Below are 24,981 nucleotides of genomic sequence, written 5' to 3' on the forward strand. Positions count from 1 at the left end.
TAGCCCCGGGCTCCACCTACGCTGTCGGCGTGAAGGATTTCGTCGTCTACACCGCGCTCCGTCTGCTGCTGTTCCTGGCCACTGCTGCCGTCGTGATGGGCGCCTGGCGCCTGATCACCGGCGAGCTGTCGCAGACCGCATCATTCGTCTGCCTCATCGCATCGTTCCTGTTCTCGGGCATCGTCGCGCTGAAGCTCCTCGAGCCCCAGCGCGCACGCTTCGCCCGCCGGGTCGAGGACCGCGCGTCCGCGGCCGCCTCCAAGCTCGACGAGTTGCGGTCCAAGGAAGACTGATGAGCCGTGCGTGGGTGCACGAGGCGGTACGCCGCGTCGACGCGGATGCCAACCGCTCCGCCGACACCCACCTGCACGTCTTCCCGCTCCCGGAGGAGTGGGGCATCGACCTCTACCTCAAGGACGAGTCGGTCCACCCGACCGGGTCGCTGAAGCACCGGCTGGCGCGGTCGTTGTTCCTCTACGGGTTGTGCAACGGCTGGATCTCGTCGGACACGACTGTGGTGGACGCGTCGTCGGGGTCGACCGCGGTGTCCGAGGCCTACTTCGCCCGACTGCTCGGCCTGCCCTACATCGCGGTGATGCCCGAGTCGACCTCGCCCGAGAAGATCGCGCTGATCGAGTTCCACGGCGGGCGGTGTCACCTCGTGCCTGCGGGGGTGTCGATCAACGACGAGGCGCGTCAACTGGCCGCGTCGGTTGGCGGGCACTTCCTGGACCAGTTCACCTACGCCGAGCGGGCCACTGACTGGCGGGGCAACAACAACATCGCCTCATCGCTCTTCTCGCAGCTGTCGCGTGAACGGCATCCGGTGCCCCGCTGGATCGTCGTGGGCGCCGGCACGGGCGGCACCTCCGCCACGATCGGACGGTTCCTGCGCTATCAGCGGCTGGATTCCGAGCTGTGTGTGGTTGATCCGGAGGGCTCGGCCTTCTATTCGTCTTATGTGACTGGGGATCCGTCGGTCGTTGCTGCTGGTTCGCGGATCGAGGGGATCGGCCGGCCGTGCGTCGAGCCCTCGTTTGTGGCGGGCGTGGTGGACCGGATGATCGCGGTGCCTGACGCCGCCTCGATCGCTGCGATGCGCTGGTGCTCGTCGGTCACCGGGCGTCGTGTCGGTGGGTCGACCGGCACGTCGCTGTGGGGCGCGCTGGAGCTGATCGCGGAGATGCGTTCTCGTGGCGAGACCGGGTCGGTGGTCACGCTGATCTGCGACAACGGCGAGCGCTACGCCCACACCTATGACTCGGATTCGTGGCTTGCTGGGCAGGGCATTTCCATTGCTCCGTATGCCGAGCGGCTGGAGTCGTTCCTGGAGACCGGCACGCTCTGACCGCCCCGCCTGTGTGTAACGCGCAGTTCGCCCGACTTCTGCCGCCGTCGACTGGGGCGGAAGTCTGCTGAACGGCGCGTTACACGGGGCAATCAGGCGATCAGCAGGCCGACGAAGACGCCGGCGCCGAGGAGGAGCTCGGCGATGCCGGTCTTCTGCAACACCGGGATCAGGCCGGGGCCGGTGGCCCCGGAGAGTACGACGCGGATGCCTGCGATCGCGGGGGCCAGGAAGACCAGGCCGAGGAGTGCCCACCAGCTGGTGAGGGCTGCGGTGGCGATCAGGGCGGCCAGGGCGACGGCCGCGAGCAGCACGTAGAACCGGCGGGTGTTGGTGTCGCCGAGGCGCACCGCCAGCGTCATCTTCCCGGCGACCGTATCGGTCGGGATGTCGCGGAGGTTGTTGGCGACGAGGATCGCGCAGGCGAGCGCGCCGATCGCGGTTCCGGCGAGGAGGGCGGGGGTGATCCAGTCGTTCTGCCACTCGAGGAAGCGCCGGGTCATCTCGGCCTCGGATGTCTCCGCGCCACCCATGAAGACGTAGAACTCGCGGTGCACCTGCACGAAGGTCGTGCCGACAACCGCGACGAGCCCGAAGAACACGAAGACCATGACCTCGCCGAGGCCGAGGTAGCCGTACGGCTTCGAACCGCCGGTGTAGAACCACGCCGCGAGGATGCAGATCGCGCCGATGCCGAGCAGCCACCACTCACCGGTGGCCGCGACCAGGGCAACGCCAGCGACACCAGCGACCCCGAAGCTGAGCAACATCGCCCGCTTCACGGCCCCAGCAGTTGCCTTCTTCGATCCGACGAGCCGCATGGGCCCGACGCGGTCATCATCGGTACCCCGGATCCCATCCGAGTAGTCGTTGGCGTAGTTCACCGCGACCTGAAGGGCGAGCGAGACGACCAGCGCGAGCGCGGCGTACGTCCAGACCGGCTCGTAGAACCACGCAGCGACACCCGTGCCGGCGAGGACGGGAGCAACGGCGGCGGGAAGCGTGCGCGGGCGGGCGCCGGCGAACCATTCAGCGGGGGTGGCCATGACCCGAGATTCAAGCAGGCGGGCGGACCATGTGGATGTGCGGGATCCCGGCGTCGTCGTAGATCTCACCCTCGGGCACGAAGCCATGGCGGCCGTAGAAGCCGCGCAGGTGGTTCTGGGCGCCCAGCCTGATCGGCAGACCGGGCCACAGCGCCTCGCACGCCGCGACGGACTGCGCGACGAGGTGGCCACCCGTGCCGCCGCGAGCGGCAGCGGCGACGACCACCCTGCCGATGTGGCTCTCGCCGTGCTCGTCCGGTTCGAGAAGCCGGGCATAGGCGAGCAGCGCCCCTTCGGCGTACCCGAAGAGGTGGTGGGTCTCGCCCTCGAGGTCGCGGCCGTCGATCTCGAGCTCGGCCGACACCTGCTGCTCGTCGACGAACACGATCCCGCGCAGCTGGAGCATGTCGTAGGTCTGCCGTGCGGTCAGGTCGCGCTGGTGCACCAGCTGCCAGGTCAGTTCCACGCGCCCAGTATCGCCGGGCGGTAGGTTCGGGCCGTGCCTGCCGACCCGCTTCGCCTGTCCGGAGATCCCCACGCCGACATCGCCGCGCTGCGGCACTGGCTGAACGCCGAGGACGACCAGCGCCTGGTCATCGAGACCTCCGGTTCGACCGGCCGCCCGAAGCGCGCGTTGCTCTCGCGCTCGGCGGTCCTTGCCTCCGCCGGCTCGTCCGCCCGCGCCGTCGGCCATGGGCCGTGGGCCCTGGCACTCCCGTCCAACTACGTGGCCGGCGTCAACGTGATCGCGCGCTCGCTCCTCGCCGGGCACGACCCGGTCGTCGCCGACGGCGCCACGTGGAAGGCAGGCCCACGGTTCGCGAGCTTCGTCCCCACGCAGCTGGCCCGATTCGTGGCCGACCCGGACGCCATCGAGGTGCTGCAGGAGCTCGACTGCATCCTGGTCGGCGGTGGTCCGGTCGACCGCTCGGTCCTGGCACAGATCCGTTCGTGGGGCGTCGACGTCCACGCGACGTACGGGTCGAGTGAGACCTCCGGCGGCTGCGTGTACGACGGGTACCCGCTGCCCGGCGTCGAGATCGCCCTGACCGACGACGGACGGATCAAGCTCGCGGGACCGATGCTCTTCGACGGCTACCTCGACGACCCGGAGCTCACTGCCGAGGCCCTGGTCGACGGCTGGTTCATCACCTCCGACCTCGGCGCCATCGCAGAGGACGGGCGGCTCACGGTGATCGGCCGCGCCGACGACATGCTGATCAGCGGGGGAGTGAAGGTGCCCGCCCCTGCGGTCGCGCGACGGCTGAATGAGCACCCGGACGTCCGTGCGGCCGAGGTCGTCGGGTTGCCCGATCCCGAGTGGGGACAGCGCGTGGTCGCGGTCATCGAGGGCGCGATCGAGCTCGACGAAGCCCGCGACTGGGTCGCCGCGACCTGCCCGCGCACCTGGGCCCCGCGCGCACTCGTCACCGTCGAGCACCTCCCGCTCCTGGCCAACGGCAAGGTCAACCGCGCCGCGATCCGCGCGATCGCACAGGAGGCCTGATGGAGGCCCGCGTCTTCTCGATCCCGATGCGCACACGCTTCCGCGGCATCACCGTGCGTGAGGGCATGCTGCTGAAGGGCGATGCCGGCTGGGGTGAGTGGAGCCCCTTCCTCGAGTACGACGACGAGGTCGCCGCCCCATGGCTCGAGTGTGCCGTCGAGGCAGCCGCCGGCAACTGGCCCGCCCCGGTCCGCACGAGCGTCCCGGTCAACGTCACGGTGCCCGCTGTCGGACCCGAGCAGGCGCACGCGATCGTCAGCGCCGGCGGCTGCACCACCGCCAAGGTCAAGGTCGCCGAACCGGGCCAGACCCTCGCCGAGGACGAGGCCCGTCTCGAGGCCGTCCGCGACGCGCTCGGCCCCCGGGGCAAGGTCCGGATCGACGCCAACGGCGCCTGGTCGGTCGACGATGCCCTCGCCGCGCTGACCAGGCTCGACCGGGCCGCCGGCGGCCTGGAGTACGCCGAGCAGCCGTGCGCCACGGTCGAGGAACTGGCTGCGGTGAGGCGACGCACCGACGTACTGATCGCTGCCGACGAGTCGATCCGGCGGGCCGCTGATCCCTATCGCGTCCGCGACCTCGAGGCGGCCGACATCGCCGTGCTCAAGGTGCAACCGCTGGGAGGAGTCCGTGCTTGCCTGCGGATCGCCGAGGAGATCGGCCTGCCGGTCGTGGTCTCGTCCGCGCTCGAGACGAGCGTCGGCATCGCCACCGGCGTAGCGCTCGCCGCTGCCCTGCCCGAGCTGCCCTACGCGTGCGGACTGGCCACGGTGCAGCTCCTGGCCGACGACGTCGCGGTGTCGCCGCTGTTGCCCGTCGACGGCGCGCTCTCCACGCATCTGCCCGTTGTCGACGAGCACGCCTTCCGTCGCATCGCTGCCGCCCCTGACCGCATCGAGCACTGGCACGCGCGGCTGGACCGCGTGCGGCAGGATCTGGGTCTGTGAACGCCTCGACCGCCCTCGCGCACGCTGTTCTGGACGGTCTGGTCGACGACGGCGTCACCGACATCGTCCTCGCACCGGGATCACGCAACGCCCCTCTCGCCTTCGCGGCGTACGACGCCGACGCGGCGGGTCTGCTCCGCCTGCACACGCGCAGCGACGAGCGGACTGCCGGATTCCTCGCCCTGGGCCTGACCAAGATGGGGCGCCGCACCGCCGTCATGTGCACGAGCGGGACGGCCGTCGCCAACCTGCTCCCGGCGGTGATGGAGGCGGCGCATGTCGGGCTGCCGCTGATCGTCGTGACCGCGGACCGGCCGGCCCGGCTGCGGGGCACCGGCGCCAGCCAGACGACCGACCAGCGCACGGTCTTCGGCCGGTTTGCCCAGAGCTTCGACATTGATCACCCCGACAACGCTGTGCCCGCCATCGCCCGAGGGGGTCGGCAGCAGCCCCCGGACGGCTGGATCGGTGAGGTCTCGGACGTGTGGCACCTCAACGTGCAGTTCGACCTGCCGCTGACTCCGAGCTCTCCCTATGTCCGCGCCGCCGGTGTTCCGACGGCGACAGCGGTCGGTCGCTGCCAGCTGCCGGCACCGGTCACGGCTGACGCGCCCGTCCTCGCGCAGGGCCCGCGCACGGTGGTGGTCGCCGGCGACGACGCCGGGATGCGGGCGCGGCAGGTCGCGGAGGCCGGCGGTTGGCCCCTCTTCGCCGAACCCACCTCCGGATCGCGCACCGGCAGCCACGCGCTGCGGACCTATCGCCTCCTGCTCGACACCGATCTAGGTCGGAGAATCGAGCGGGTCGTCGTCTTCGGCCACCCCACCCTGAGCCGGCCGATCGCCCAGCTCCTGGTCCGCCCGGACATCGAGGTGATCTCGGTGCGGAGCCCCGGCATCTGGCCCGAGCGGCCCTTCCCCGCCACGGAGTACGCCGCGGTATGGGCCGCGGAGGCCCCCGCCGAGCCGGGCTGGCTCGATGCCTGGCGTGAGCTCGACTGCGCGACCGCCGGCGCCGTCGACCGGCTGGTCGGCGCCGAGCCCGGGCTCACGCCGTACCAGGTGGCGGCCAGCGTGCACGCAGCCATCGGTCGCGGGGAGCTGCTGGTCGTCGGAGCCTCGAGCCCGATCCGCGACCTCGACATCATGGCCCGCCCGGGCCCGGTCGGCGGCCGGCGCAAGGTGATCGCCAACCGTGGCCTGGCCGGCATCGACGGCACCGTCTCCACTGCGATCGGAGCGGCGCTGGCGAGGCAGCACGAGGGCCGGACCATCGCGCTGATGGGTGACGTGACCTTCCTCCATGACTCCGGTGCGCTGGTGATCGGTCCGCGCGAGCCGCGTCCGGACCTCACGATCGTGGTGGTCAACGACGACGGGGGCTCGATCTTCACGATGCTCGAGCAGGGTGCGCCCGAGTACGCCGATCGCTACGACCGCCTGTTCGGCACCCCGCACGGTGTCGACATCGCAGCCCTCTGCGCGGCCACCCGCACGCCGCACTGGAAGGTCGAGAGCCTGCCCGAGCTCGAGCAGGCGCTCGCAAGCCCCAACGGCGGCATCGACGTCATCGAGGTGCGCGTACGCCGCGACAACAGGCGGGTACTCGACGCCACCATCCGCGATCTCGTGACCAAACCTGACCCCTCGGCGGGCCAAACCTGACCCCTCGGCGCGCCAAACCTGACGGCTCGGCGCACCAAAGCTGACGGTTCGGGGAGGATGAGCGCGTGGAAATTGCCTTCCTGCTCGTCCTGCTCGCAGCGACCGTCCTCGCCAGCACGGCGCTGGCCGACCGGATCCGGTTTCCGGCACCCCTGCTGCTGATCGCAGTGGGCGCTGCGGGGGCCTACCTGCCGTTCGTGCCGGAGGTCCACCTCGATCCCGAGATCGTGCTGCTGGGGCTGCTCCCGCCGCTGCTGTACGCGGCGGCGCTGCAGACCAGCCTGGTCGACTTCAACGCCAACCGGCGCCCGATCCTGCTGCTCTCGGTCGGGCTGGTCATCTTCACCACCGCGGGTGTGGCCGCGGTCGTCCACGCCCTCCTGCCCGGGATCGGCTGGCCAGCGGCGTTCGCGATCGGCGCCGTGGTGGGGCCGCCGGATGCCGTGGCTGCGACCGCCATCGCACGGAGGATCGGCCTGCCGCGACGGCTGGTCACGATCCTGGAGGGCGAGTCGTTGCTCAACGACGCGACCGCGCTGGTCGCCCTGCGCACCGCCATCGCCGCGGGCGCCGGCGGCGTGACCCTCCTCGAGGTGAGCGAGGACTTCGCGGTCGCCGCTGGCGGAGGTGTCCTGATCGGCCTCGCTGCGACGCTTGTCGTCGCCAAGGTGCGCAAGCTGATCACCGACCCCGTCTTCGACACCGCACTCTCGCTGGTCACCCCGTTCGCGGCGTACATCGCGGCCGAGCGGTTCCACGCCTCCGGCGTCATCGCGGTCGTGGTCGCCGGCCTGCTGCTCGGCCACAAGGCCGCGATCCTGCAGTCCGCGCCGTCGCGGATCGCCGAGCGGACCAACTGGAGCACGATCGCCTTCGTCCTCGAGAACGCGGTCTTCCTCCTGATCGGCCTGCAGGCCGGCTGGATCATCACCGACGCAGGCAGCAGTGACCTCGGCTGGGCCCGGATCGGCGCGGTCTGCGCGGCGTCGCTGGCGGCGGTCATCGTGCTGCGGATGCTCTGGGTGTTCCCCGCGCGCTACCTGCTCGTGCGACCCGGCCCGGACCCGCTCACGGGCAAGCGCCCGCCGTGGACCTACACGTTCCTGCTCGGCTGGGCGGGCATGCGCGGCGTCGTCACCCTTGCCGCCGCCTTCATCATCCCGGACGACACCCCGCACCGCGAGGTCCTGCTGCTCATCGCGTTCACGGTCGTGGCCGGCACGCTGTTCCTCCAGGGCCTCACCCTGCCGTGGCTGGCCCGCTGGATGCGCGTCCCGTCACCCGACCCGGCCGAGGACGCGCTCGCCCGCGCCACGCTCCTGCAGCAGGCCTCGAAGGCCGGCCTCGCGCGCCTCGAGGAGCTCGAGTACGACGACCCGCACGGCGTCGGCGACCTCGTCCGGCAGCGCCTCGACCAGCGCAACTTCGCCGCCTGGGAGCGGCTGGCCACGACCGTCGACCAGGAGTCGCCGAGCGACCTCTACAACCGGGTCCGGCTGGAGATGATCACCGCCGAACGCGAGCGGGTGCTGGAGATCCGTAGTGCCGGGACCGTGCCGGCCGACGTCGTGAGCGAGGTCCTCGCCATGCTCGACATCGAGGAGTCCGTGCTCGACCACTCCGCCCGCGAGCGCGCCCGCGTCGTCGCGTCGACCACCGACCGCTCCCGTCGCACGGGTGACTCCTGCGCCCACCTCGAGGCCCACCCCGCCGTCGTCGCCGAGGCAACAGCCTGCGAGGACTGCCTGGCCGAGGGCACCAGCTGGGTGGCGTTGCGCCAGTGCCTGACCTGCGGCCACATCGGCTGCTGCGACTCCTCACCGCGCCAGCACGCCACCGCCCACTTCCACGCGAGCACCCACCCGGTCATCCAGTCCGCCGAGCCGGGCGAGGACTGGCGCTGGTGCTTCGTCGACCACACCACGGGCTGAACGTCCTACCGTAGGCAGATGCGGATCACGAAGTTCGGCCACGCCGCCGTCAGGGTCGAGTACGACGGTCGCGTGCTGCTGATCGATCCCGGAGTGTGGACCGGCGCCGAGGCGATCGACGGCGCCGATGCGGTGCTGATCACGCACGAGCACCCGGACCACGTGGATCCCGCGCTGCTGCGTCGTACCGATGCTCCGGTGTGGACGATCGAGGCCGTCGCTCGTGACCTCGAGGCCAACGCTCCCGACGTGGCCGAGCGAGTCCTGGTCATCGAGCCGGGGGAAGAGTGGTCAGCTGCCGGCCTCGACATCACCGCTGTGGGCGAGCTGCACGCGGTGATCCATCCGGAGTTGCCGCGCGTCACCAACAGTGGCTACCTGATCACCGACGGGACCACCCGGCTCTTCCACCCCGGCGATGCCCTGACGGGCCCGGGTGAGGAGGTCGACGTGCTCTGCCTGCCGGTCTCGGCGCCGTGGCTCAAGGTGAGCGAGGCGATCGACTTCGCCCGCGGGGTGGGGGCAGGCCGCAACCTCGCGATCCACGACAAGGTCTACTCCGAGGCCGGGCTCGGCATCGTGGACGGCCACCTCGGGCGGTTCCTCGGTGCAGCCGGACAGGACTACGTCCGGCTGCCCGAGGGCGCCGATCTGGACTGACCGCGGACTACTCCGCGCAGGTGGTGAGGCCGTAGTCGGCGGCCAGCTTGTTCGCGTCCGCGAACGCGTCGTCGCCCATGATCGCCATCGGGGTCTCCTTCACCTTGGCCACCTCGGCCTCGAGGGCATCGAGCATGGCGTCGACCTCATCAGCATCGGCCTTCGGGGGCTCCAGGTCGCGGACCTTCTCGACGGTCGAGGTGAGCTCCGGGATGACCTTCTTCTCGAGGAAGGCCGTGATCTCCTCCATGCTCGAGTTCTCGGAGATCTCCGAGCCCAGCTTCTCGATCCGCGCCTCGCTCGCCGCGCAGATCGCGTCGGCCTGCTTGATGAACTCTGCCTTCGTGAGGGCGGACGGCTCAGCCGCTGCCTTCGTCTCGTTCTCGCCGCAACCCGCAAGGGCCAGGGTCGAGCAGGCGGTCAGGGCGATCAGGAGCTTCTTCATCACGGTCCTCAGGAGGTCGGAGCAGGGCCGGGCGCGAGGGCATCGCGCACCGGGACGAACTTGGCTTGCGACTCGGCCAGCTCGGCCGCCGGGTCCGAGTCACCGACGATGCCGCAGCCTGCGAACAGACGCACGGTGTCACCATCGAGTAGTCCGGAGCGGAGCGCAATACCCCACTCGCCGTCCCCGCTGGCATCCATCCAGCCGACCGGGGCGGCGTACCTGCCGCGGTCCATGCCCTCGATCTCGGTGATCAGCTCGCGCGCGACCGGCGTGGGGGTGCCGCCGACGGCCGCCGACGGGTGCAGCGCCTCCGCGAGCTGCAGCGAGCTGACGTCATCGGTGTCACGGATGACTCCGGCGACATCGGTGGCCAGGTGCAGGACATTCGGCAGGTGCAGCACGAACGGCGTCTCCGGCACGTTCATCGAGGAGCAGTAGGGCTCGAGCGACTCGGCGACCGACCGGACGGCGTACTCGTGCTCCTCGAGGTCCTTGCTCGAGTGGGCGAGCATCGCGGCCAGGGCGAGGTCGCGGGAGTCGTCACCGGTGCGCCGGATGGTGCCGGCCAGCACGCGCGAGGTGACCAGCCCACGCTCGCGGCGGACCAGCAGCTCGGGGGTGGCGCCGAAGAGGCCGTCGACGTGGAACGTCCAGCAGGTCGGGTACGACGCGGCGAGCTGCCGCAGGGGCCACCGCACATCGATCGGCTCTGACGCCGTTGCCAGCAGGTCGCGCGCGAGGACGACCTTCTCGAGGTCGCCCGCGTTGATCCGGGCGACCGCATCGGCGACGACCCCCATCCAGCGCTCGCTGTCCAGGGCGCCGTCGGAGAAGACGACGCCTTTCGGAGGAGCCGGCGGCTCTCGACGAGCCAGCGTTGGGGCGACATCGCCGACGGTGGTCACCCAGGCCAGATCGCCGCGGCGGCCCACGATCACCTGAGGCACGACCAGCGTCGATTCGCCCGGCTCGTCGGCGAAGGCGAAGGCGCCGAAGCAGACCAGCCCGGAGCCGGGTTCCTGCACCTCGTCGGTGATGTCGGCCTGTGCGGTCGTCTCGGCCCACCACTTGGCAGCGTCGGAGAACCGGGTGCTGCCGCTGGTGTGGACCTGCGCCGCGATGCCCCAGCCGACGAGGCCCTCGCCGCGGCGCAGCCAGCTGACGGGTGCCTCGGTGGGGAGCAGGTCGAGCAACCCCGACATCCCAGAGGCCGTGTCGACGTCGATCGACGTCGTGCGGACTCTCAGGGCGGAGGGCCCCTCGGAGCTCAGGATCATGCGCGCAGCCTAACGGGAGGGTTATCAAGGTGTTCGGAGCGGCCGGGCAGGTGGATGGGCGTCCCGAGGGGGCACGCCTTACTCTGTGGCCGTGACCCGAGCAGAGCTGGACAAGCAGCCCACTGACGTACGCCGCATGTTCGACGCCGTGGCCAAGCGCTACGACGTGACCAACGACGTGCTGTCGATGGGGCAGGACCGCCGGTGGCGCAAGCAGGTGCTGGCTGCCGTCGACGCGCGACCGGGTGACCGGATCCTCGACCTCGCTGCCGGCACGGGCACCTCCTCGCTCCCGTTTGCCGAGGCAGGCGCCCAGGTCATCCCGTGCGACTTCTCGGTCGGGATGCTGCAGGTCGGCAAGAAGGCTCGCCCGCAGCTGCCCTTCGTGGCCGGCGACGGCACGAAGCTGCCGTTCGCCGACGACACGTTCGACGCGGTCACGATCTCCTTCGGCCTGCGCAACATCGTCGACCCGGTCGCGGGACTGCGCGAGATGCGCCGCGTGACCCGCCCGGGCGGCCGGCTCGTGGTCTGCGAGTTCTCCCACCCGGTGAACCGGGCGTTCCGCAAGGTCTACCTCGAGTACCTGATGAAGACGCTCCCGAGCATCGCCCGCGGCGTCTCCTCCTCCCCGGACGCCTACGTCTACCTCGCCGAGTCGATCCGCGCCTGGCCCGACCAGGCGGGTCTCGCCACGCTGCTGCAGGACGCGGGCTGGGGCTCCGTCGAGTACCGCAACCTGTCCGGGGGGATCGTCGCGCTGCACCGGGGGACCGCGTGACCTCGCCTGCTGACGCGCTCTTCGGGCTCGGTGATGCGGGCGCCGCTTCCGATCGCGAGGCCCAGGTCATCGTCGTCGGTGCTGGCCCGGCTGGCGCCGCGGTCGCCCACCACCTGGCGGCCGCCGGAGTCGACGTACTCCTCCTGGAGAAGGCCGCCTTCCCCCGCGACAAGGTGTGTGGCGACGGCCTGACGCCGCGCGCGGTCAAGCAGCTGATCGGCATGGGCTTCGACCTCGACCAGCCCGGCTGGCAGAAGAACAAGGGGCTCCGGATCCTCGGCGCCGGTCACCGCATCGAGCTGCCGTGGCCCGAGCTCGCCAGCTTCCCGTCGTTCGGCATGGTCCGTCCGCGCATGGAGCTCGACGAACTGCTCGCGCGCCACGCGCAGAAGGCCGGTGCCCGCCTCCTCGAGCGCACTGCTGTCACCGGCCCGGTGCTCGACACGTCCGGTCGCGTGGTCGGAGTGACGGCCCGCCCGCTCGACGAGAACGGCCGCCGGATCCCGGGTTCTGCGGGGGAGGAGGTCACCTACCGAGCGCCGATCGTCGTCGCCTGCGACGGGGTCTCATCCCGCCTCGCCACCTCGCTCGGGATCACCCGCCGCGAGAACCGCCCGATGGCGGTCGCGGCCCGCGCCTACTACAAGACCCCGATGCACGACGACGCGTGGATGGAGTCCTGGCTGGAGCTGTGGGACGGCCCGGTCGGCGCGTCCAACCAGCTGCCCGGCTACGGCTGGATCTTCCCGTGCGGCGACGGCACCGCCAATGTCGGCCTCGGCATCCTCGACTCCTCGAAGATGTTCCAGGACTTCAATCCCAAGGACGCCATGCGCAAGTGGCTGGCGAACACCCCCGAGGAGCTCGGCTTCCGCGACGAGAACCTCGTCGGCGAGATCCGCTCCGCTGCGCTTCCCATGGGCTTCAACCGCAAGCCGCACTACTCCCGCGGGCTCCTGCTCGTCGGTGACTCCGGCGGCATGGTCAACCCGTTCAACGGCGAGGGCATCGACTACGCCCTCGAGGCCGGCCACATGGCCGCCGACATCATCGTCCAGGCGCTGGCCCGGCCGTCCGGGGTCTCGCGCGAGCGCGTCCTCGAGGGGTACGCCGCGGCTCTGGACGCGGCGTACGGCGGGTACTTCACGCTCGGTCGTGGCTTCGCCAAGCTGATCGGCAGCCCGACGTTCATGAAGTTCGCGACCAAGCACGGCCTCCCGCGCCCCGCCCTGATGCGGTTCTCGCTGAAGCTCATGGCGAACCTGACCGACCCGCGCGACGGCGACGCCCACGACCGGATCATCAACGCATTCAGCAAGGTCGCGCCCGACGCCTGAGGCCTGGCGACGGCTCGGCGTGCCGCAGCCACCAACTCGCCCGGGGCAATTGGTTGCTGTCCTTCCGCTGGATCCGCAGCAATGAACTACCCCGGGGCACTTCGCCGCACGCCGAGGGGAGCCGGCTGGACCCACCTCGCCCCTGTGGATGACGCTCGACCTCTGTTGGCCGTGTTGGGGCACGCTGCCGGCATGAGTGGATCTGTTGTCGGACGTAGGAAGCTGAGGCCCCGTCGACCGCCCCGACCGCTGGCGGCCTTCGACAGGATGCAGCCATTCACGCGCGCGGAGGCGCTGCAGGCCGGGATCCCCGACTCGGCGTTGCGCGGACCCGGATTCAGGCGGCTGATGGGCAATGTCTACGTCGACAGCGCAGTCGAGCTCACTCCGGCACTTGCGGCGAAGGCACCGCTCGCGGTTGCGCCGCCGAGTGCGTGGGTCAGTCATGTGTCTGCCGCACGACTTCTTGGCGTTCCCGTTCCCACGCTGCCTGGTGAGCACATCTCCGTCCTCGCGAAGCAGGACCGCCTCCGGCGTTCGGGCGTCACATCGCACGTCGCTCCAGGGACCTCGCTGGTCACACGACGTGGCGGAGCACGCATCTCGGCACCGGCGCAGTTATTCGTGGAGCTCGCATCTCAACTTGGGCTCGTTGACCTGGTCGTAGCGGGGGACTGGCTGGTTCGTCAGGGACTGGTGACGCTCGAAGTCCTTCGCGAGTTCTGTGCCGCGTCGCAGCTGCGGGCCTCGGTTCTGGCGCGCGAGGCTGTCGTGTTCGTCAGGGAGCGGGTCGACTCGCCGATGGAGACGCGTGTCCGCATGCTCCTCGTCCTCGCCGGACTCCCCGAGCCGGTCGTCAACCTGAAGGTGAATGTCGGGGACGGGAGCGGTCGACGCCGCTACGACCTCAGCTGGGCGGCGGTGAAGGTGATCGTGGAGTACGACGGGCGTCATCACGCCGAGCGGATCGAGCAGTGGGAGAAGGACCTGCTTCGCCGGGAGGGGATTGACGACGACGGCTGGCGCATGATCGTTCTGGTGGCGAAGGACGTCTACAGCCGGCCGGATCGCACTCTTGAGCGAGTCGTTCGAGTGTTGCGCGCCCGTGGTCTCGAAGGGTTGCCTCGGCACCTCGATGACTCCTGGCGTGCGCACTTCCCGGTGCGCACGGAGGCCATGGAGGCGTGAGGTCGGGCGGTCGCCGGGAGGTGATCAGTCGGAGCAGTCGGCGACCAACTCGCCCGGGGCAATTGGTTGCTGTCCTTCCGCTGGATCCGAAGCAATGAACTACCCCGGGGCACTTCGTCGTACGCCGCGTGGTGCGGGCCGCTGGCCGCCCGCCGGACGGCCACTGCTGGTACGCGGCTGGTGAGTGTCGGTGGCCAGGCGGGCCGCTTCCCGGACACTCCGGACACACCCTGACCCCCGGGGGTGACAGGTGTCGCGAAAGTCATAGACTGTGACCCGGACCACTTCGTGAATGAATTCACAAGCGCACGAGGTGGGCGACGAGAGGGGAGCAATGGAGCTCTACACACCCGTTCTGGTGCTGGCCGCGATCGCGGCCGGGTTCGCCGTGTTCTCCGTCGTGATGAGCGCGTTCACCGGCCCGAAGCGCTACAACCGGGCCAAGGTCGACGCCTACGAGTGCGGCATCGAGCCGACGCCCCAGGCGCTCTCCGGACGCTTCCCGATCAAGTACTACATCGTGGCGATGCTCTTCATCGTCTTCGACATCGAGATCGTCTTCCTCCTCCCGTGGGCCGTCCGCTCGGATGCGCTCGGCTGGTTCGGGCTGGTGGAGATGGTCATCTTCCTCGGCACCATCTTCGTCGCCTACGCCTACGTATGGCGTCGCGGCGGCCTGGACTGGGATTGAGGCCCGCGATGCACGCACCCTGCCCGCGTTGTCGTCGGTCGACGGCCGCGTCGCTGCGCTCCGCACAAGGGCCGCCTTCCCTCCTCCGCCTTGGCGTGGCACGCACCTCACGACCCTCAACGGAGGCATGACATGGGTCTCGAAGAGAAGCTCCCCAGCGGCGTACTCCTCACCACGGTGGAGGGCGTCGCCGGCTACATGCGCAAGGCGGCTTTCTGGCCGGCCACGTTCGGCCTGGCCTGCTGCGCCATCGAGATGATGACGTCCGGCGGCCCGAAGTACGACCTCGGCCGGTTCGGCATGGAGGTCTTCCGCGCCAGCCCGCGCCAGGCCGACCTGATGATCGTGGCGGGCCGGGTCAGCCAGAAGATGGCCCCGGTCCTGCGCCAGATCTACGACCAGATGGCCGAGCCCAAGTGGGTGCTGGCCATGGGCGTCTGTGCCAGCTCCGGTGGCATGTTCAACAACTACGCGATCGTGCAGGGCGTCGATCACATCGTCCCCGTCGACATGTACCTCCCCGGCTGCCCGCCGCGGCCCGAGATGCTGATCGACGCGATCCTCAAGCTCCACGACCAGGTCCAGCACGGCAAGCTCGGTGCCAACCGCCGCGCGCAGATCGCCGAGCTCGAGCAGGACGCGCTGATCGCCACGCCCACCAGCCTGATGAAGGGCCTCATGCGGTGACCCCCACTCCAGAGGACCAGTCGAAGGCCCAGCCGGCCTCGCACGAGCCCTCGACCCCCGAGATCGAGGCGCAGACCGACTCGACCAGCGGCTTCGTCGTCGCGGCCCCGGCCGTCGGCGTACGCCGCGGCATGTTCGGTGCCACGGGCTCCGGCGACACGAGCGGTTACGCGGGCCTCGTGGCGCCGATCATCTACCCCGCCGCGGCCGAGCGCCCCTTCGGCGGCTGGTACGACGTGGTCGCGGACTCGATCCACGGCCTGATCGAGCGCGTCGTGATCGATCGCGGCGAGATCACGTTCCACATCGCCCGGCAGAACCTCGTGGCCGCGGCAAACATCCTGCGCGACGAGCAGCGGTTCGAGTTCTGCGCGGGTGTGCACGGCGTGCACTACCCGGACGACGCCGGGCGCGAGCTGCACGCGGTCTACTCGCTGCTGTCGATGACCCACAACCGCCGGATCCGGGTGGAGACGACGACGCCCGACGCCGACCGGCACCTGCCGAGCCTGGTCGCGATCTACCCGACCCTCGACTGGCACGAGCGCGAGGCGTGGGACTTCTTCGGCATGATCTTCGACGGCCACCCGGCGCTGACCCGGATCGAGATGCCCGACGACTGGCCGGGCCACCCGCAGCGCAAGGACTACCCACTCGGCGGCATCCCGGTCGAGTACAAGGGCGGCACCATCCCGCCGCCGGACCAGCGGAGGTCCTACTCATGACGACGACCAGCAACACCGACACCGGCAACACCGACGCCTTCGGCGCCGGATCCGAGCCCCACGAGGGCCGCGTCTTCACCGTCACCGGCGAGGACTGGGACCAGTTCGTCAGCGAGCTGGGCTCGGACGAGAGCTTCAGCGAGCGCATCGTGGTGAACATGGGGCCGCAGCACCCCTCGACCCACGGCGTCCTCCGGCTGATCCTCGAGCTCGAGGGCGAGACGGTCACCGAGGCCCGCTGCGGCATCGGCTACCTGCACACGGGCATCGAGAAGAACATGGAGTTCCGCACCTGGGTGCAGGGCGTCACGTTCGTCACCCGCATGGACTACCTGAGCCCGTTCTTCAACGAGATGACCTACTGCCTCGGCGTCGAGCGGCTGCTCGGCATCGACGAGCAGATCCCCGAGAAGGCCCAGATCATGCGGGTCCTGCTCATGGAGCTCAACCGCATCTCCAGCCACCTGGTCTGCATCGCCACCGGCGGCATGGAGATCGGCGCGCTGACGGTCATGACGATCGGCTTCCGCGAGCGCGAGCTCGTGCTCGACCTCTTCGAGCTGATCACCGGCCTCCGCATGAACCACGCGTTCATCCGCCCCGGCGGCGTCGCGCAGGACCTCCCGCCAGGTGCACTCGACGAGATCCGCACCTTCGTCGCCCTGATGAAGAAGCGTCTCCCCGAGTACGCCGCGCTCTGCAACGCGAACCCGATCTTCAAGGCCCGCCTCGAGGGCGTCGGCCACCTCGACCTCGAGGGCTGCCTGGCGCTGGGCATCTCCGGCCCGGTGCTCCGCTCGACCGGCTACGCGTGGGACCTGCGCAAGACCTCGCCGTACTCCGGCTACGAGACCTACGACTTCGACGTCATTACCTGGGACACCTGCGACGCCTACGGGCGCTTCCGCGTGCGCCTCGCGGAGATGGAGGAGTCGCTCAAGATCGTCGAGCAGGCGGCCGAGCGGCTGGCCGGACTCGAGGACGCGCCGGTGATGATCGCCGACAAGAAGATCGCGTGGCCCAGCCAGCTCGCGATCGGCTCCGACGGCATGGGCAACAGCCTCGACCACATCCGCCACATCATGGGGGAGTCGATGGAGGCGCTGATCCACCACTTCAAGCTGGTGACCGAGGGCTTCCGGGTCCCGCCCGGCCAGGCCTACGTGCCGATCGAGTCGCCCCGCGGCGAGCTCGGCGCGAGCATCCACTCCGACGGCGGCACGCGCCCGTTCCGCGTTCACTACCGCGACCCGTCGTTCACGAACCTGCAGGCCACGAGCGTGATGAGCGAGGGCGGCGCGGTCGCCGACGTCATCGTCGCGATCGCGTCCATCGACCCCGTGATGGGAGGCGTGGACCGATGACGCCCACGACGTACGCCGAGCTCGAGCAGATCGCCGCGCGCTACCCCGAAGCCCGCTCGGGGCTGCTGCCGATGCTGCACCTGATCCAGGCCGCGGAGGGCTATGTGACCCCCGACGGCATCGAGGCGTGCGCGAAGATCCTCGGGATCAGTGCCGCCGAGGTGAGCGGTGTCGCGACCTTCTACACGATGTACAAGCGCCGCCCGATCGGTGAGCACCACGTCGGGGTCTGCACCAACACGCTGTGCGCGGTGATGGGTGGCGACCGGATCTTCGCCGAGCTCAAGGACCACCTCGACGTCGGCAACGACGAGACAACGGCCGACGGCAAGGTGACGCTCGAGCACGTCGAGTGCAATGCCGCCTGTGACTATGCGCCGGTCGTGATGGTCAACTGGGAGTTCTTCGACAACCAGACCCCCGAGTCGGCCAAGCGGCTGGTCGACGACCTCCGCGCGGGCCGCGAGGTCACCGCCACCCGGGGCGCGAAGATCTGCTCCTGGCGTGACGCCGAGCGCGTGCTGGCCGGCTTCCCGGACGACCGCGCCGACGAAGGTCCCTCTGCCGGGCCGGCCTCGCTGGCCGGCCTCAAGACGCTTGAAGGTGACGCCTGATGGCCAGTCCGATCACCCCCGTCCTCACCGCCAACTGGGGCGAGGAGCGCAGCTGGACGCTGGAGGCCTACGAGGCCCGGGGCGGTTACGGCGCGCTCCGCACCGCACTGACGAAGACCCCGACCGAGATCGTCGAGCAGGTCAAGGAGTCCGGCCTCCGCGGTCGCGGCGGCGCCGGCTTCCCGACCGGCATGAAGTGGGGCTTCCTTCCCCCTTATGACACCGACGACGAAGCCGAAAATCCCCCGCGGTACCTCGTCGTCAACGCCGACGAGTCCGAGCCGGGCACCTGCAAGGACATCCCGCTGATGATGGCCAGCCCGCACACGCTGGTCGAGGGCGTGATCATCAGCTCCTACGCCATCCGCGCCAACACCGCGTTCATCTACGTGCGCGGCGAGGTGCTGCACGTGATCCGCCGCCTCCAGCGCGCGGTGCAGGAGGCCTACCTGGCCGGCCATCTCGGCAAGAACATCCACGGCTCGGGCTATGACCTGGAGCTGATCGTGCACGCCGGTGCGGGCGCCTACATCTGTGGCGAGGAGACGGCGCTGCTCGACTCCCTCGAGGGGCGTCGCGGCCAACCCCGCCTACGCCCGCCGTTCCCCGCGGTCGCCGGTCTCTACGCGCGTCCGACGGTGATCAACAACGTCGAGTCGATCGCCTCGGTGCCCGCGATCATCAGCCAGGGCTCCGACTGGTTCGCCAGTCTCGGCACCGAGAAGTCCAAGGGCTTCGTCATCTACTCGCTGTCCGGCCACGTCACCCGTCCGGGACAGTACGAAGCGCCCCTCGGCATCACGCTGCGCGAGTTGCTCGACCTCGCCGGTGGTGTCCGTGAGGGCCACCAGCTCAAGTTCTGGACCCCGGGCGGATCGAGCACCCCGCTGCTCACCGCCGAGCACCTCGACGTACCCCTCGACTACGAAGGTGTCGGCGCCGTCGGCTCCATGCTCGGCACGCGTGCGCTGCAGATCTTCGACGAGACCACGTGTGTGGTCCGCGCGGTGCTGCGCTGGAGCGAGTTCTACAAGCACGAGTCGTGTGGCAAGTGCACCCCGTGCCGTGAGGGCACGTGGTGGCTGGTGCAGGTCCTGAGCAAGCTGGAGAAGGGCGAGGGGCGACCCGAGGACCTCGACCAGCTGCTCGACCAGTGCGACAACATCGCGGGCCGCTCGTTCTGCGCGCTCGGTGATGGCGCGACCAGCCCGGTGATCAGCTCGATCCAGCACTTCCGCGAGGAGTACCTCGCGCATCTGGCTCATGGCGGCTGCCCCTTCGACCCCGCGAAGTCCGAGTTCTTCGGTGCCGCTGAGGAGGTCCACGCATGAGCGCCGAGGTGGAGAAGGCACAGAAGGTCACGCTGACGATCGACGGTCGCTCGGTGACCGTCCCGGCCGGCACGCTGGTGATCCGCGCGGCCGAGCAGGTCGGCGTCCAGGTCCCGCGGTTCTGCGACCACCCGCTGCTCGCCCCGGTCGGTGCCTGTCGCCAGTGCCTGGTCGAGGTGCCCGACGCGGGCAACGGCCGTCCGATCCCGAAGCCGCAGGCCTCGTGCACGCTCGCTGTCGCGCCCGGCATGGTGGTCGAGACCCAGGTGACCAACCAGGTGGCCGAGAAGGCGCAGCGCGGCGTGATGGAGCTGCTGCTGATCAACCACCCGCTCGACTGCCCGGTCTGCGACAAGGGCGGCGAGTGCCCCCTGCAGAACCAGGCCATGTCGACGGGCAGTGCCGAGAGCCGCTTCTCCGCGAGCGGTGGCGTCAAGCGCACCTTCGAGAAGCCGATCAACGTCTCGGCGCAGGTGCTGCTCGACCGTGAGCGCTGCGTGCTCTGTGCCCGTTGCACCCGCTTCTCCGACCAGATCTCCGGTGACCCCTTCATCGCGCTCGTCGACCGCGGCGCGTTGCAGCAGGTGGGCATCTACGAGAAGCAGCCCTACGACTCCTACTTCTCCGGCAACGCGATCCAGATCTGCCCGGTGGGCGCGCTGACCAGCGCCGACTACCGGTTCCGTGCCCGGCCGTTCGACCTGGTCTCCACCCCGACCATCGCGGAGCACGACGCGTGTGGTGCCGCGATCCGCGTCGACCACCGTCGCGGCAAGGTCATGCGCCGCCTGGCCGGCAACGACCCCGAGGTCAACGAGGAGTGGATCTCCGACAAGGACCGCTTCGGCTTCCGCTACGTCCGCGCGGCCGCCCGGCTCACCCACCCGCTGGTGCGTGACACCGAGACCGGTCAGCTCCGCGCCGCAAGCTGGCCCGAGGCCTTCACCATTGCTGCACGGGGTCTTGCAGCCGCCCGTGAGGCCGGCGGCGTTGGCGTGCTGACCGGCGGGCGCCTGACCGCCGAGGACGCCTACGCCTACAGCAAGTTCGCGCGCGTGGTGCTCGGCACCAACGACATCGACTTCCGCGCCCGCCCGCACACCGCCGAGGAGACCGCGTTCCTCGCGTCGGCGGTCGCGCTGACCGGCCCCTACGACGGGGGAGTCTCGTACGCCGACCTGGAGCGCGCCGCGAGCGTCCTCCTGCTCGGCCTCGAGCCCGAGGACGAGGCGGCCACGATCTTCCTGCGCCTCCGCAAGGCCGCGACGGCAGCCGGTGCGGGGACCCGCATCGCGTCGGTCGCGCCCTACACCTCGCGGGGACTGGCCAAGATGAAGGGCCGCCTGATTCGCACGGCTCCGGGCGAGGAGGTCGCTGCGATCCGCGCGATCCCCGGCGACACGGAGCTCGCACTCGGCGACACGGGCGTGATCCTGGTGGGGGAGCGGCTCGCGCTCACGCCGGGTGCGCTGACTGCCGCGGTCGAGCTGGCCGAGGCCACCGGCGCCCGGCTGGCCTGGGTGCCGCGCCGTGCGGGTGACCGGGGTGCGGTCGAGACCGGCTGCCTGCCCAACCTGCTTCCCGGCGGCCGGCCGGTTGCCGACGCCGCTGCCCGTGTCGACGCCGCCGCGGCCTGGGGCCTGACCTCACTTCCGGCGGCGCCCGGTCGCGACGGCGACGGCATCATCGCGGGGTTGTCGTCCGGTGACCTCGGGGGTGTTGTCGTCGCAGGTGTCGACGTCGACGACCTGGCCGACCCCGCCGCTGCCCGGGCTGCGCTCGACGCCGCCGGTTTCGTGGTCAGCCTCGAGCTGCGTGAGACCGACGTGACCCGTGTGGCCGACGTCGTCTTCCCGGTCGCACCCGTCACCGAGAAGGCCGGCACCTTCGTCACGTGGGAGGGGCGTCCGCGCACGTTCGGCGCGATCTTCTCCGTGCCTGGCTCACTGCCCGACGTGCGGGTCCTCGCCGGCATCGCCGCGGAGCTCTCCGCGCCCCTCGGCTTCCGCACGATCGAGGAAGCCCGCGCCGAGCTCGAGGAGGTCGGGCCGTGGGACGGCGAGCGGCCGGCACTCCCCGGCGTACCCGTCCATGGGGAGCGCAAGGTGCTGAAGACCAAGCTCACGCTCGCCACCTGGAAGCAGCTCATCGGCACCGCCTCGCTGCTCGAGGACGAGCACACCCTGCAGGCCACCGCCCGCCCGGCGGTCGCACGCATCACCGCCGAGACCCACGCGATGCTCAAGGGGGTCGCCGAGGTGACCCTCAGCGGAGACCGCGGCCAGATCACCCTGCCGGTCGAGGTCGCCGACCTCCCCGAGGGCGTGGTCTGGGTGCCTGCCAACGCCTTCGGGACCGGTGTCCTGGCCGAGCTCAGCTCGCCCGGCGGCATGGTCTCGGTGAAGGGAGCCCACCGATGAGTGCACTCGCTGCCTTGACTCCTCTGCCGTCCGCCCTTCCATCGGTGGTGGAGGACCTCGGCGCCTTCGGCCAGGACCCCTGGTGGCTGGTCCTCGGCAAGGCGGTCGCGATCTTCGTCGTGCTTGTCCTGCTGACCCTCTTCAACATCTGGTTCGAGCGCCGTGTCGTGGCCCGCATGCAGCACCGCATCGGCCCCAACGTGCACGGCCCCTTCGGCCTGCTGCAGTCACTCGCCGACGGCGTGAAGCTGGCGCTGAAGGAGGACATCATCCCGAAGGCCGCCGACAAGGTGGTCTTCGTGCTGGCTCCGGTGATCGCGGTGATCCCGGCGTTCGTGACCTTCGCGGTGATCCCCTTCGGCCCCGAGGTGGGGCTCCCGTGGACCGACCGCACCACCCCGCTCCAGCTCACCGACATGCCGGTCGCGGTCATCTTCGTGATGGCGATCGCGAGCATCGGCATCTACGGCATCGTGCTCGGCGGCTGGGCCAGCGGCTCGACGTACTCCCTGCTCGGCGGGCTCCGCTCCAGCGCACAGATGATCTCCTACGAGGTGGCCATGGGCCTCTCGCTGGTCGCCGTCTTCCTGTACTCCGGCTCGATGTCGACCAGCGCGATCGTCGCAGCGCAGGAGCAGGTCTGGTTCGGCATCGCGCTGCTGCCCTCGTTCGTCATCTACGTGATCGCGATGGTCGGCGAGACCAACCGTGCGCCGTTCGACCTCCCCGAGGCCGAGGGCGAGCTCGTCGGCGGCTTCCACACCGAGTACTCGAGCCTGAAGTTCGCGCTCTTCTTCCTCGCCGAGTACATCAACATGGCGACCGTCTCCGCGCTGGCGACGACGCTCTTCCTCGGCGGCTGGCGCGCCCCGATCGGCGTCACGCAGATCTGGGCCGGCGCCAACGAGGGCTACTGGCCGCTGCTGTGGTTCTTCGGCAAGGTGCTGCTCTTCATCTTCGGCTTCATCTGGCTGCGTGGCACCCTGCCCAGGCTGCGCTACGACCAGTTCATGTCGTTCGGCTGGAAGGTGCTGATCCCGGTCTCGCTGGTCTGGATCATGATGGTCGCGACGTTCCGCACGGCGCGCCAGCAGGGTTCGCTGGACGGCCTGTTCGACGGTCCTGTCGTGCCGATCGCCACCGGTGTCGTGCTGGCGGCGTGCCTGGTGCTGGCCTTCTGGCCCTCGAAGGAGCAGACGCCCGTGCCGACGAACGCCACTCCTGTCGCTCCTCGTCCCGGCTCGTTCCCGGTGCCGACGCTGCCCGAGGGCGGCGCCGTCCGTGGCGCAGCTGCCCCGCTCGTCTTCGCAGAATCCCCACTGTCCGACTCCCGAGAGGAGCGCTCGTGAGCGCCAAAGAGAGCCTCTGGGACCCGGTCGCCGGGTTCGGGGTCACCTTCCGCACGATGTTCAAGAAGGTGGTCACCGAGCAGTACCCCTTCGAGAAGCACCCGACCGCACCCCGCTTCCACGGCCGGCACCAGCTCAACCGTTACCCGGACGGCCTCGAGAAGTGCATCGGCTGTGAGCTGTGTGCCTGGGCCTGCCCGGCCGACGCGATCTATGTCGAGGGCGCCTCCAACACAGACGAGGTCACCGCCGACGCCGATGGCGAGATCCGCTCGGGCCGGTTCAGCCCGGGTGAGCGCTACGGCCGCGTCTACCAGATCAACTACCTGCGCTGCATCCTGTGCGGGCTCTGCATCGAGGCCTGCCCGACCCGCGCGCTGACGATGACCAACGAGTACGAGCTGGCCGACGACAACCGCGCCGACCTGATCTACGAGAAGTCCGACCTGCTCGCTCCGCTGCTGCCCGGCATGGAGCTGCCGCCGCACGCCATGCAGCCGGGCACGGACGACGGTGACTACTACCGGGGCGCGCTCCGCACGCCGTCGGCCGCCGAGGGAGGCGAGAAGTGATCGCCTTCTGGCTGCTCGCGCCGATCATGGTCGTCTCTGCCCTCGGCATCCTCGTGGTCCGCAAGGCCGTGCATGCGGCCCTGCTGCTGGCGGTCGTCATGGTCTCGCTCGCCGTCCTGTACGCCGTGCTCGAGGCCCCGTTCCTCTTCGCGGTGCAGATCATCGTCTACACCGGCGCGATCCTGATGCTCTTCCTCTTCGTGTTGATGCTGGTCGGCGTCGACGCCTCCGACTCGCTCACCGAGACCATCCGTGGCCACAAGCTGGCCGCGCTCGTGGTCGGGCTGCTCTTCGGCAACACGCTGGTGATCGCGATCAGCCAGGTCGGCTTCGGGACCGCGATCGGCCTCGAGGAGGCCAACGCGGGCGGCAACGTCCAGAACCTCGCCGACCTGCTGTTCTCCACCTGGGTGCTCGCCTTCGAGACCACCTCGGCGCTGCTGATCACCGCAGCCGTCGGCGCGATGGTGCTCGCCCACAAGGAACGCCTCGACCCGAAGGAGACCCAGGCGTCCCTGGCCGCTCGTCGCGTCCGGGAGTACGCCGACTCCGGCAAGCACCTCGGCCCGCTGCCGGCCCCGGGTGTCTACGCCCGCCACAACGCGGTCGACACCCCGGCCCTGCTGCCCGACGGTTCGCCCAGCGAGCTGTCGCTCTCGCGCGTGCTCACGGCCCGCGGTGACGGCGAGACGACGGCCAAGGACGCGAAGGCGATCGAAGCGATGACTGACAGCCATGGAGTTGGCAGTCACGGGGAGGAGACCCGATGACCGCCCTGGCCGTGGCCGGGTTCGACCCGGCGCCCTACGTCGTGCTCTCCTCGATCCTGTTCACCATCGGCTGTGTCGGCGTGCTGATCCGGCGCAACGCGATCGTGGTGTTCATGTGCGTCGAGCTGATGCTCAACGCCTCGAACCTCGCACTGGTCGCCTTCGCCCGCCAGCACGGCAACCTGACCGGCCAGGTGGCCGCCTTCTTCGTGATGGTGGTGGCCGCGGCCGAGGTGGTCGTGGGCCTGGCGATCATCATGACCCTGTTCCGGACCCGACGCTCGGCCTCGGTCGACGACGCGAACCTGCTGAAGTTCTGAGGAC

Annotated in this window: 25 protein-coding genes; 21 read left to right on the forward strand and 4 right to left on the reverse strand. The window is 70.1% G+C overall.

The features are described from left to right. The first annotated feature begins 29 nt into the window (after positions 1-29). Both D4739_RS16855 and cds1 read left to right on the forward strand, forming a co-directional pair. A complete protein-coding gene (locus D4739_RS16855; RefSeq protein ID WP_182920347.1) occupies positions 30-293 on the forward strand; it encodes a DUF4229 domain-containing protein in 264 nt (87 codons plus the stop codon). Then, the gene (gene cds1, locus D4739_RS07810; protein ID WP_120060033.1) at positions 293-1,348 is read left to right on the forward strand and encodes an L-cysteine desulfhydrase Cds1; all 1,056 of its coding nucleotides are present in this window, start codon (positions 293-295) and stop codon (positions 1,346-1,348) included. Before D4739_RS16855 ends, cds1 begins: the two co-directional genes overlap by 1 nt. A 92-nt stretch (positions 1,349-1,440) precedes the next feature. Here the strand turns inward: cds1 and D4739_RS07815 are convergent, their stop codons facing one another. Further along, positions 1,441-2,394, reverse strand: a complete 954-nt coding sequence (locus D4739_RS07815; RefSeq protein ID WP_120060034.1) for a 1,4-dihydroxy-2-naphthoate polyprenyltransferase — start codon at positions 2,392-2,394, stop codon at positions 1,441-1,443. 10 nt (positions 2,395-2,404) lie between these two features. Further along, positions 2,405-2,860, reverse strand: a complete 456-nt coding sequence (locus tag D4739_RS07820; protein WP_220699254.1) for a GNAT family N-acetyltransferase — start codon at positions 2,858-2,860, stop codon at positions 2,405-2,407. A gap of 33 nt (positions 2,861-2,893) precedes the next feature. Between D4739_RS07820 and D4739_RS07825 the strand changes: the two genes are divergently transcribed. The 5 genes from D4739_RS07825 (at position 2,894) to D4739_RS07845 (ending at position 9,103) form a co-directional block, all read left to right on the forward strand. Beyond that, complete coding sequence (locus tag D4739_RS07825; RefSeq protein ID WP_238473568.1) at positions 2,894-3,901, forward strand: AMP-binding protein; 1,008 nt, start codon at positions 2,894-2,896, stop codon at positions 3,899-3,901. Next, positions 3,901-4,848 carry an o-succinylbenzoate synthase gene (locus D4739_RS07830; RefSeq protein WP_120060036.1) on the forward strand — a complete coding sequence of 316 codons (948 nt, stop codon included), beginning with the start codon at positions 3,901-3,903 and terminating at the stop codon, positions 4,846-4,848. The genes D4739_RS07825 and D4739_RS07830 overlap by 1 nt, the downstream gene beginning before the upstream one ends. Further along, complete coding sequence (menD, locus tag D4739_RS07835; protein ID WP_120060038.1) at positions 4,845-6,512, forward strand: 2-succinyl-5-enolpyruvyl-6-hydroxy-3-cyclohexene-1-carboxylic-acid synthase; 1,668 nt, start codon at positions 4,845-4,847, stop codon at positions 6,510-6,512. The genes D4739_RS07830 and menD overlap by 4 nt, the downstream gene beginning before the upstream one ends. Positions 6,513-6,577: 65 nt before the next feature. Further along, positions 6,578-8,443, forward strand: a complete 1,866-nt coding sequence (locus tag D4739_RS07840; RefSeq protein WP_120060040.1) for a Na+/H+ antiporter — start codon at positions 6,578-6,580, stop codon at positions 8,441-8,443. Positions 8,444-8,461: 18 nt separating this feature from the next. Beyond that, a complete protein-coding gene (locus D4739_RS07845; RefSeq protein ID WP_120060042.1) occupies positions 8,462-9,103 on the forward strand; it encodes an MBL fold metallo-hydrolase in 642 nt (213 codons plus the stop codon). A 7-nt stretch (positions 9,104-9,110) separates the two neighbouring features. On the opposite strand, the gene D4739_RS07850 is transcribed toward D4739_RS07845, so the two are convergent. Both D4739_RS07850 and D4739_RS07855 read right to left on the reverse strand, forming a co-directional pair. Continuing rightward, on the reverse strand, positions 9,111-9,548 hold the full coding sequence (locus tag D4739_RS07850; protein WP_120060044.1) for a hypothetical protein: 438 nt from the start codon (positions 9,546-9,548) through the stop codon (positions 9,111-9,113). 8 nt (positions 9,549-9,556) lie between these two features. Beyond that, entirely contained in the window at positions 9,557-10,828 is a 1,272-nt protein-coding gene (locus D4739_RS07855; RefSeq protein ID WP_120060046.1) for an isochorismate synthase, read from the reverse strand. Positions 10,829-10,919: 91 nt separating this feature from the next. Here D4739_RS07855 and D4739_RS07860 point away from each other — a divergent pair, with 91 nt between their 5' ends. The 14 genes from D4739_RS07860 (at position 10,920) to nuoK (ending at position 24,977) form a co-directional block, all read left to right on the forward strand. Next, on the forward strand, positions 10,920-11,609 hold the full coding sequence (locus D4739_RS07860; RefSeq protein ID WP_120061801.1) for a demethylmenaquinone methyltransferase: 690 nt from the start codon (positions 10,920-10,922) through the stop codon (positions 11,607-11,609). After that, positions 11,606-12,946 carry a geranylgeranyl reductase family protein gene (locus D4739_RS07865; protein WP_120060048.1) on the forward strand — a complete coding sequence of 447 codons (1,341 nt, stop codon included), beginning with the start codon at positions 11,606-11,608 and terminating at the stop codon, positions 12,944-12,946. Before D4739_RS07860 ends, D4739_RS07865 begins: the two co-directional genes overlap by 4 nt. 267 nt (positions 12,947-13,213) lie before the next feature. Next, positions 13,214-14,134, forward strand: coding sequence for a DUF559 domain-containing protein (locus D4739_RS07870; RefSeq protein ID WP_182920348.1), 921 nt, complete (start codon positions 13,214-13,216; stop codon positions 14,132-14,134). Between the two features lie 334 nt (positions 14,135-14,468). Then, complete coding sequence (locus D4739_RS07875) at positions 14,469-14,825, forward strand: NADH-quinone oxidoreductase subunit A (RefSeq protein ID WP_120060051.1); 357 nt, start codon at positions 14,469-14,471, stop codon at positions 14,823-14,825. 132 nt (positions 14,826-14,957) lie between these two features. Next, entirely contained in the window at positions 14,958-15,512 is a 555-nt protein-coding gene (locus D4739_RS07880; RefSeq protein ID WP_120060053.1) for a NuoB/complex I 20 kDa subunit family protein, read from the forward strand. Continuing rightward, on the forward strand, positions 15,509-16,237 hold the full coding sequence (locus D4739_RS07885; protein ID WP_420799016.1) for an NADH-quinone oxidoreductase subunit C: 729 nt from the start codon (positions 15,509-15,511) through the stop codon (positions 16,235-16,237). Before D4739_RS07880 ends, D4739_RS07885 begins: the two co-directional genes overlap by 4 nt. Continuing rightward, positions 16,234-17,601: an NADH-quinone oxidoreductase subunit D gene (locus tag D4739_RS07890; RefSeq protein ID WP_120060055.1), complete on the forward strand. Its 1,368-nt coding sequence runs from the start codon at positions 16,234-16,236 to the stop codon at positions 17,599-17,601. The genes D4739_RS07885 and D4739_RS07890 overlap by 4 nt, the downstream gene beginning before the upstream one ends. Further along, positions 17,598-18,215, forward strand: coding sequence for an NADH-quinone oxidoreductase subunit NuoE (gene nuoE / locus D4739_RS07895; protein ID WP_120060057.1), 618 nt, complete (start codon positions 17,598-17,600; stop codon positions 18,213-18,215). The genes D4739_RS07890 and nuoE overlap by 4 nt, the downstream gene beginning before the upstream one ends. Then, on the forward strand, positions 18,215-19,546 hold the full coding sequence (nuoF, locus tag D4739_RS07900; RefSeq protein WP_120060059.1) for an NADH-quinone oxidoreductase subunit NuoF: 1,332 nt from the start codon (positions 18,215-18,217) through the stop codon (positions 19,544-19,546). Before nuoE ends, nuoF begins: the two co-directional genes overlap by 1 nt. Further along, the gene (locus D4739_RS07905) at positions 19,543-21,966 is read left to right on the forward strand and encodes an NADH-quinone oxidoreductase subunit G (RefSeq protein WP_120060061.1); all 2,424 of its coding nucleotides are present in this window, start codon (positions 19,543-19,545) and stop codon (positions 21,964-21,966) included. Before nuoF ends, D4739_RS07905 begins: the two co-directional genes overlap by 4 nt. Beyond that, on the forward strand, positions 21,963-23,315 hold the full coding sequence (gene nuoH / locus D4739_RS07910; protein ID WP_120060063.1) for an NADH-quinone oxidoreductase subunit NuoH: 1,353 nt from the start codon (positions 21,963-21,965) through the stop codon (positions 23,313-23,315). The genes D4739_RS07905 and nuoH overlap by 4 nt, the downstream gene beginning before the upstream one ends. Then, the gene (gene nuoI / locus D4739_RS07915; RefSeq protein WP_120060066.1) at positions 23,312-23,887 is read left to right on the forward strand and encodes an NADH-quinone oxidoreductase subunit NuoI; all 576 of its coding nucleotides are present in this window, start codon (positions 23,312-23,314) and stop codon (positions 23,885-23,887) included. The genes nuoH and nuoI overlap by 4 nt, the downstream gene beginning before the upstream one ends. Next, positions 23,884-24,657: an NADH-quinone oxidoreductase subunit J gene (locus tag D4739_RS07920; RefSeq protein WP_120060067.1), complete on the forward strand. Its 774-nt coding sequence runs from the start codon at positions 23,884-23,886 to the stop codon at positions 24,655-24,657. Before nuoI ends, D4739_RS07920 begins: the two co-directional genes overlap by 4 nt. Beyond that, positions 24,654-24,977: an NADH-quinone oxidoreductase subunit NuoK gene (gene nuoK, locus D4739_RS07925; protein ID WP_120060069.1), complete on the forward strand. Its 324-nt coding sequence runs from the start codon at positions 24,654-24,656 to the stop codon at positions 24,975-24,977. Before D4739_RS07920 ends, nuoK begins: the two co-directional genes overlap by 4 nt. Positions 24,978-24,981: the final 4 nt, after the last annotated feature.

The organism is Nocardioides cavernaquae, from assembly GCF_003600895.1.
In the GTDB taxonomy this organism is placed as follows: Bacteria; Actinomycetota; Actinomycetes; order Propionibacteriales; family Nocardioidaceae; genus Nocardioides; species Nocardioides cavernaquae.

What these genes read in the sequence shown, in the direction of transcription:
- cds1 (WP_120060033.1), top strand. Translation starts at nt 293, where the DNA reads ATGAGCCGTGCGTGGGTGCACGAGGCGGTACGCCGCGTCGACGCGGAT.
- D4739_RS07815 (WP_120060034.1), bottom strand. Translation starts at nt 2,394, where the DNA reads ATGGCCACCCCCGCTGAATGGTTCGCCGGCGCCCGCCCGCGCACGCTT.
- D4739_RS07830 (WP_120060036.1), top strand. Translation starts at nt 3,901, where the DNA reads ATGGAGGCCCGCGTCTTCTCGATCCCGATGCGCACACGCTTCCGCGGC.
- D4739_RS07845 (WP_120060042.1), top strand. Translation starts at nt 8,462, where the DNA reads ATGCGGATCACGAAGTTCGGCCACGCCGCCGTCAGGGTCGAGTACGAC.
- D4739_RS07850 (WP_120060044.1), bottom strand. Translation starts at nt 9,548, where the DNA reads ATGAAGAAGCTCCTGATCGCCCTGACCGCCTGCTCGACCCTGGCCCTT.
- D4739_RS07855 (WP_120060046.1), bottom strand. Translation starts at nt 10,828, where the DNA reads ATGATCCTGAGCTCCGAGGGGCCCTCCGCCCTGAGAGTCCGCACGACG.
- D4739_RS07870 (WP_182920348.1), top strand. Translation starts at nt 13,214, where the DNA reads ATGCAGCCATTCACGCGCGCGGAGGCGCTGCAGGCCGGGATCCCCGAC.
- D4739_RS07875 (WP_120060051.1), top strand. Translation starts at nt 14,469, where the DNA reads ATGGAGCTCTACACACCCGTTCTGGTGCTGGCCGCGATCGCGGCCGGG.
- D4739_RS07880 (WP_120060053.1), top strand. Translation starts at nt 14,958, where the DNA reads ATGGGTCTCGAAGAGAAGCTCCCCAGCGGCGTACTCCTCACCACGGTG.
- D4739_RS07890 (WP_120060055.1), top strand. Translation starts at nt 16,234, where the DNA reads ATGACGACGACCAGCAACACCGACACCGGCAACACCGACGCCTTCGGC.
- nuoE (WP_120060057.1), top strand. Translation starts at nt 17,598, where the DNA reads ATGACGCCCACGACGTACGCCGAGCTCGAGCAGATCGCCGCGCGCTAC.
- nuoF (WP_120060059.1), top strand. Translation starts at nt 18,215, where the DNA reads ATGGCCAGTCCGATCACCCCCGTCCTCACCGCCAACTGGGGCGAGGAG.
- D4739_RS07905 (WP_120060061.1), top strand. Translation starts at nt 19,543, where the DNA reads ATGAGCGCCGAGGTGGAGAAGGCACAGAAGGTCACGCTGACGATCGAC.
- nuoH (WP_120060063.1), top strand. Translation starts at nt 21,963, where the DNA reads ATGAGTGCACTCGCTGCCTTGACTCCTCTGCCGTCCGCCCTTCCATCG.
- nuoK (WP_120060069.1), top strand. Translation starts at nt 24,654, where the DNA reads ATGACCGCCCTGGCCGTGGCCGGGTTCGACCCGGCGCCCTACGTCGTG.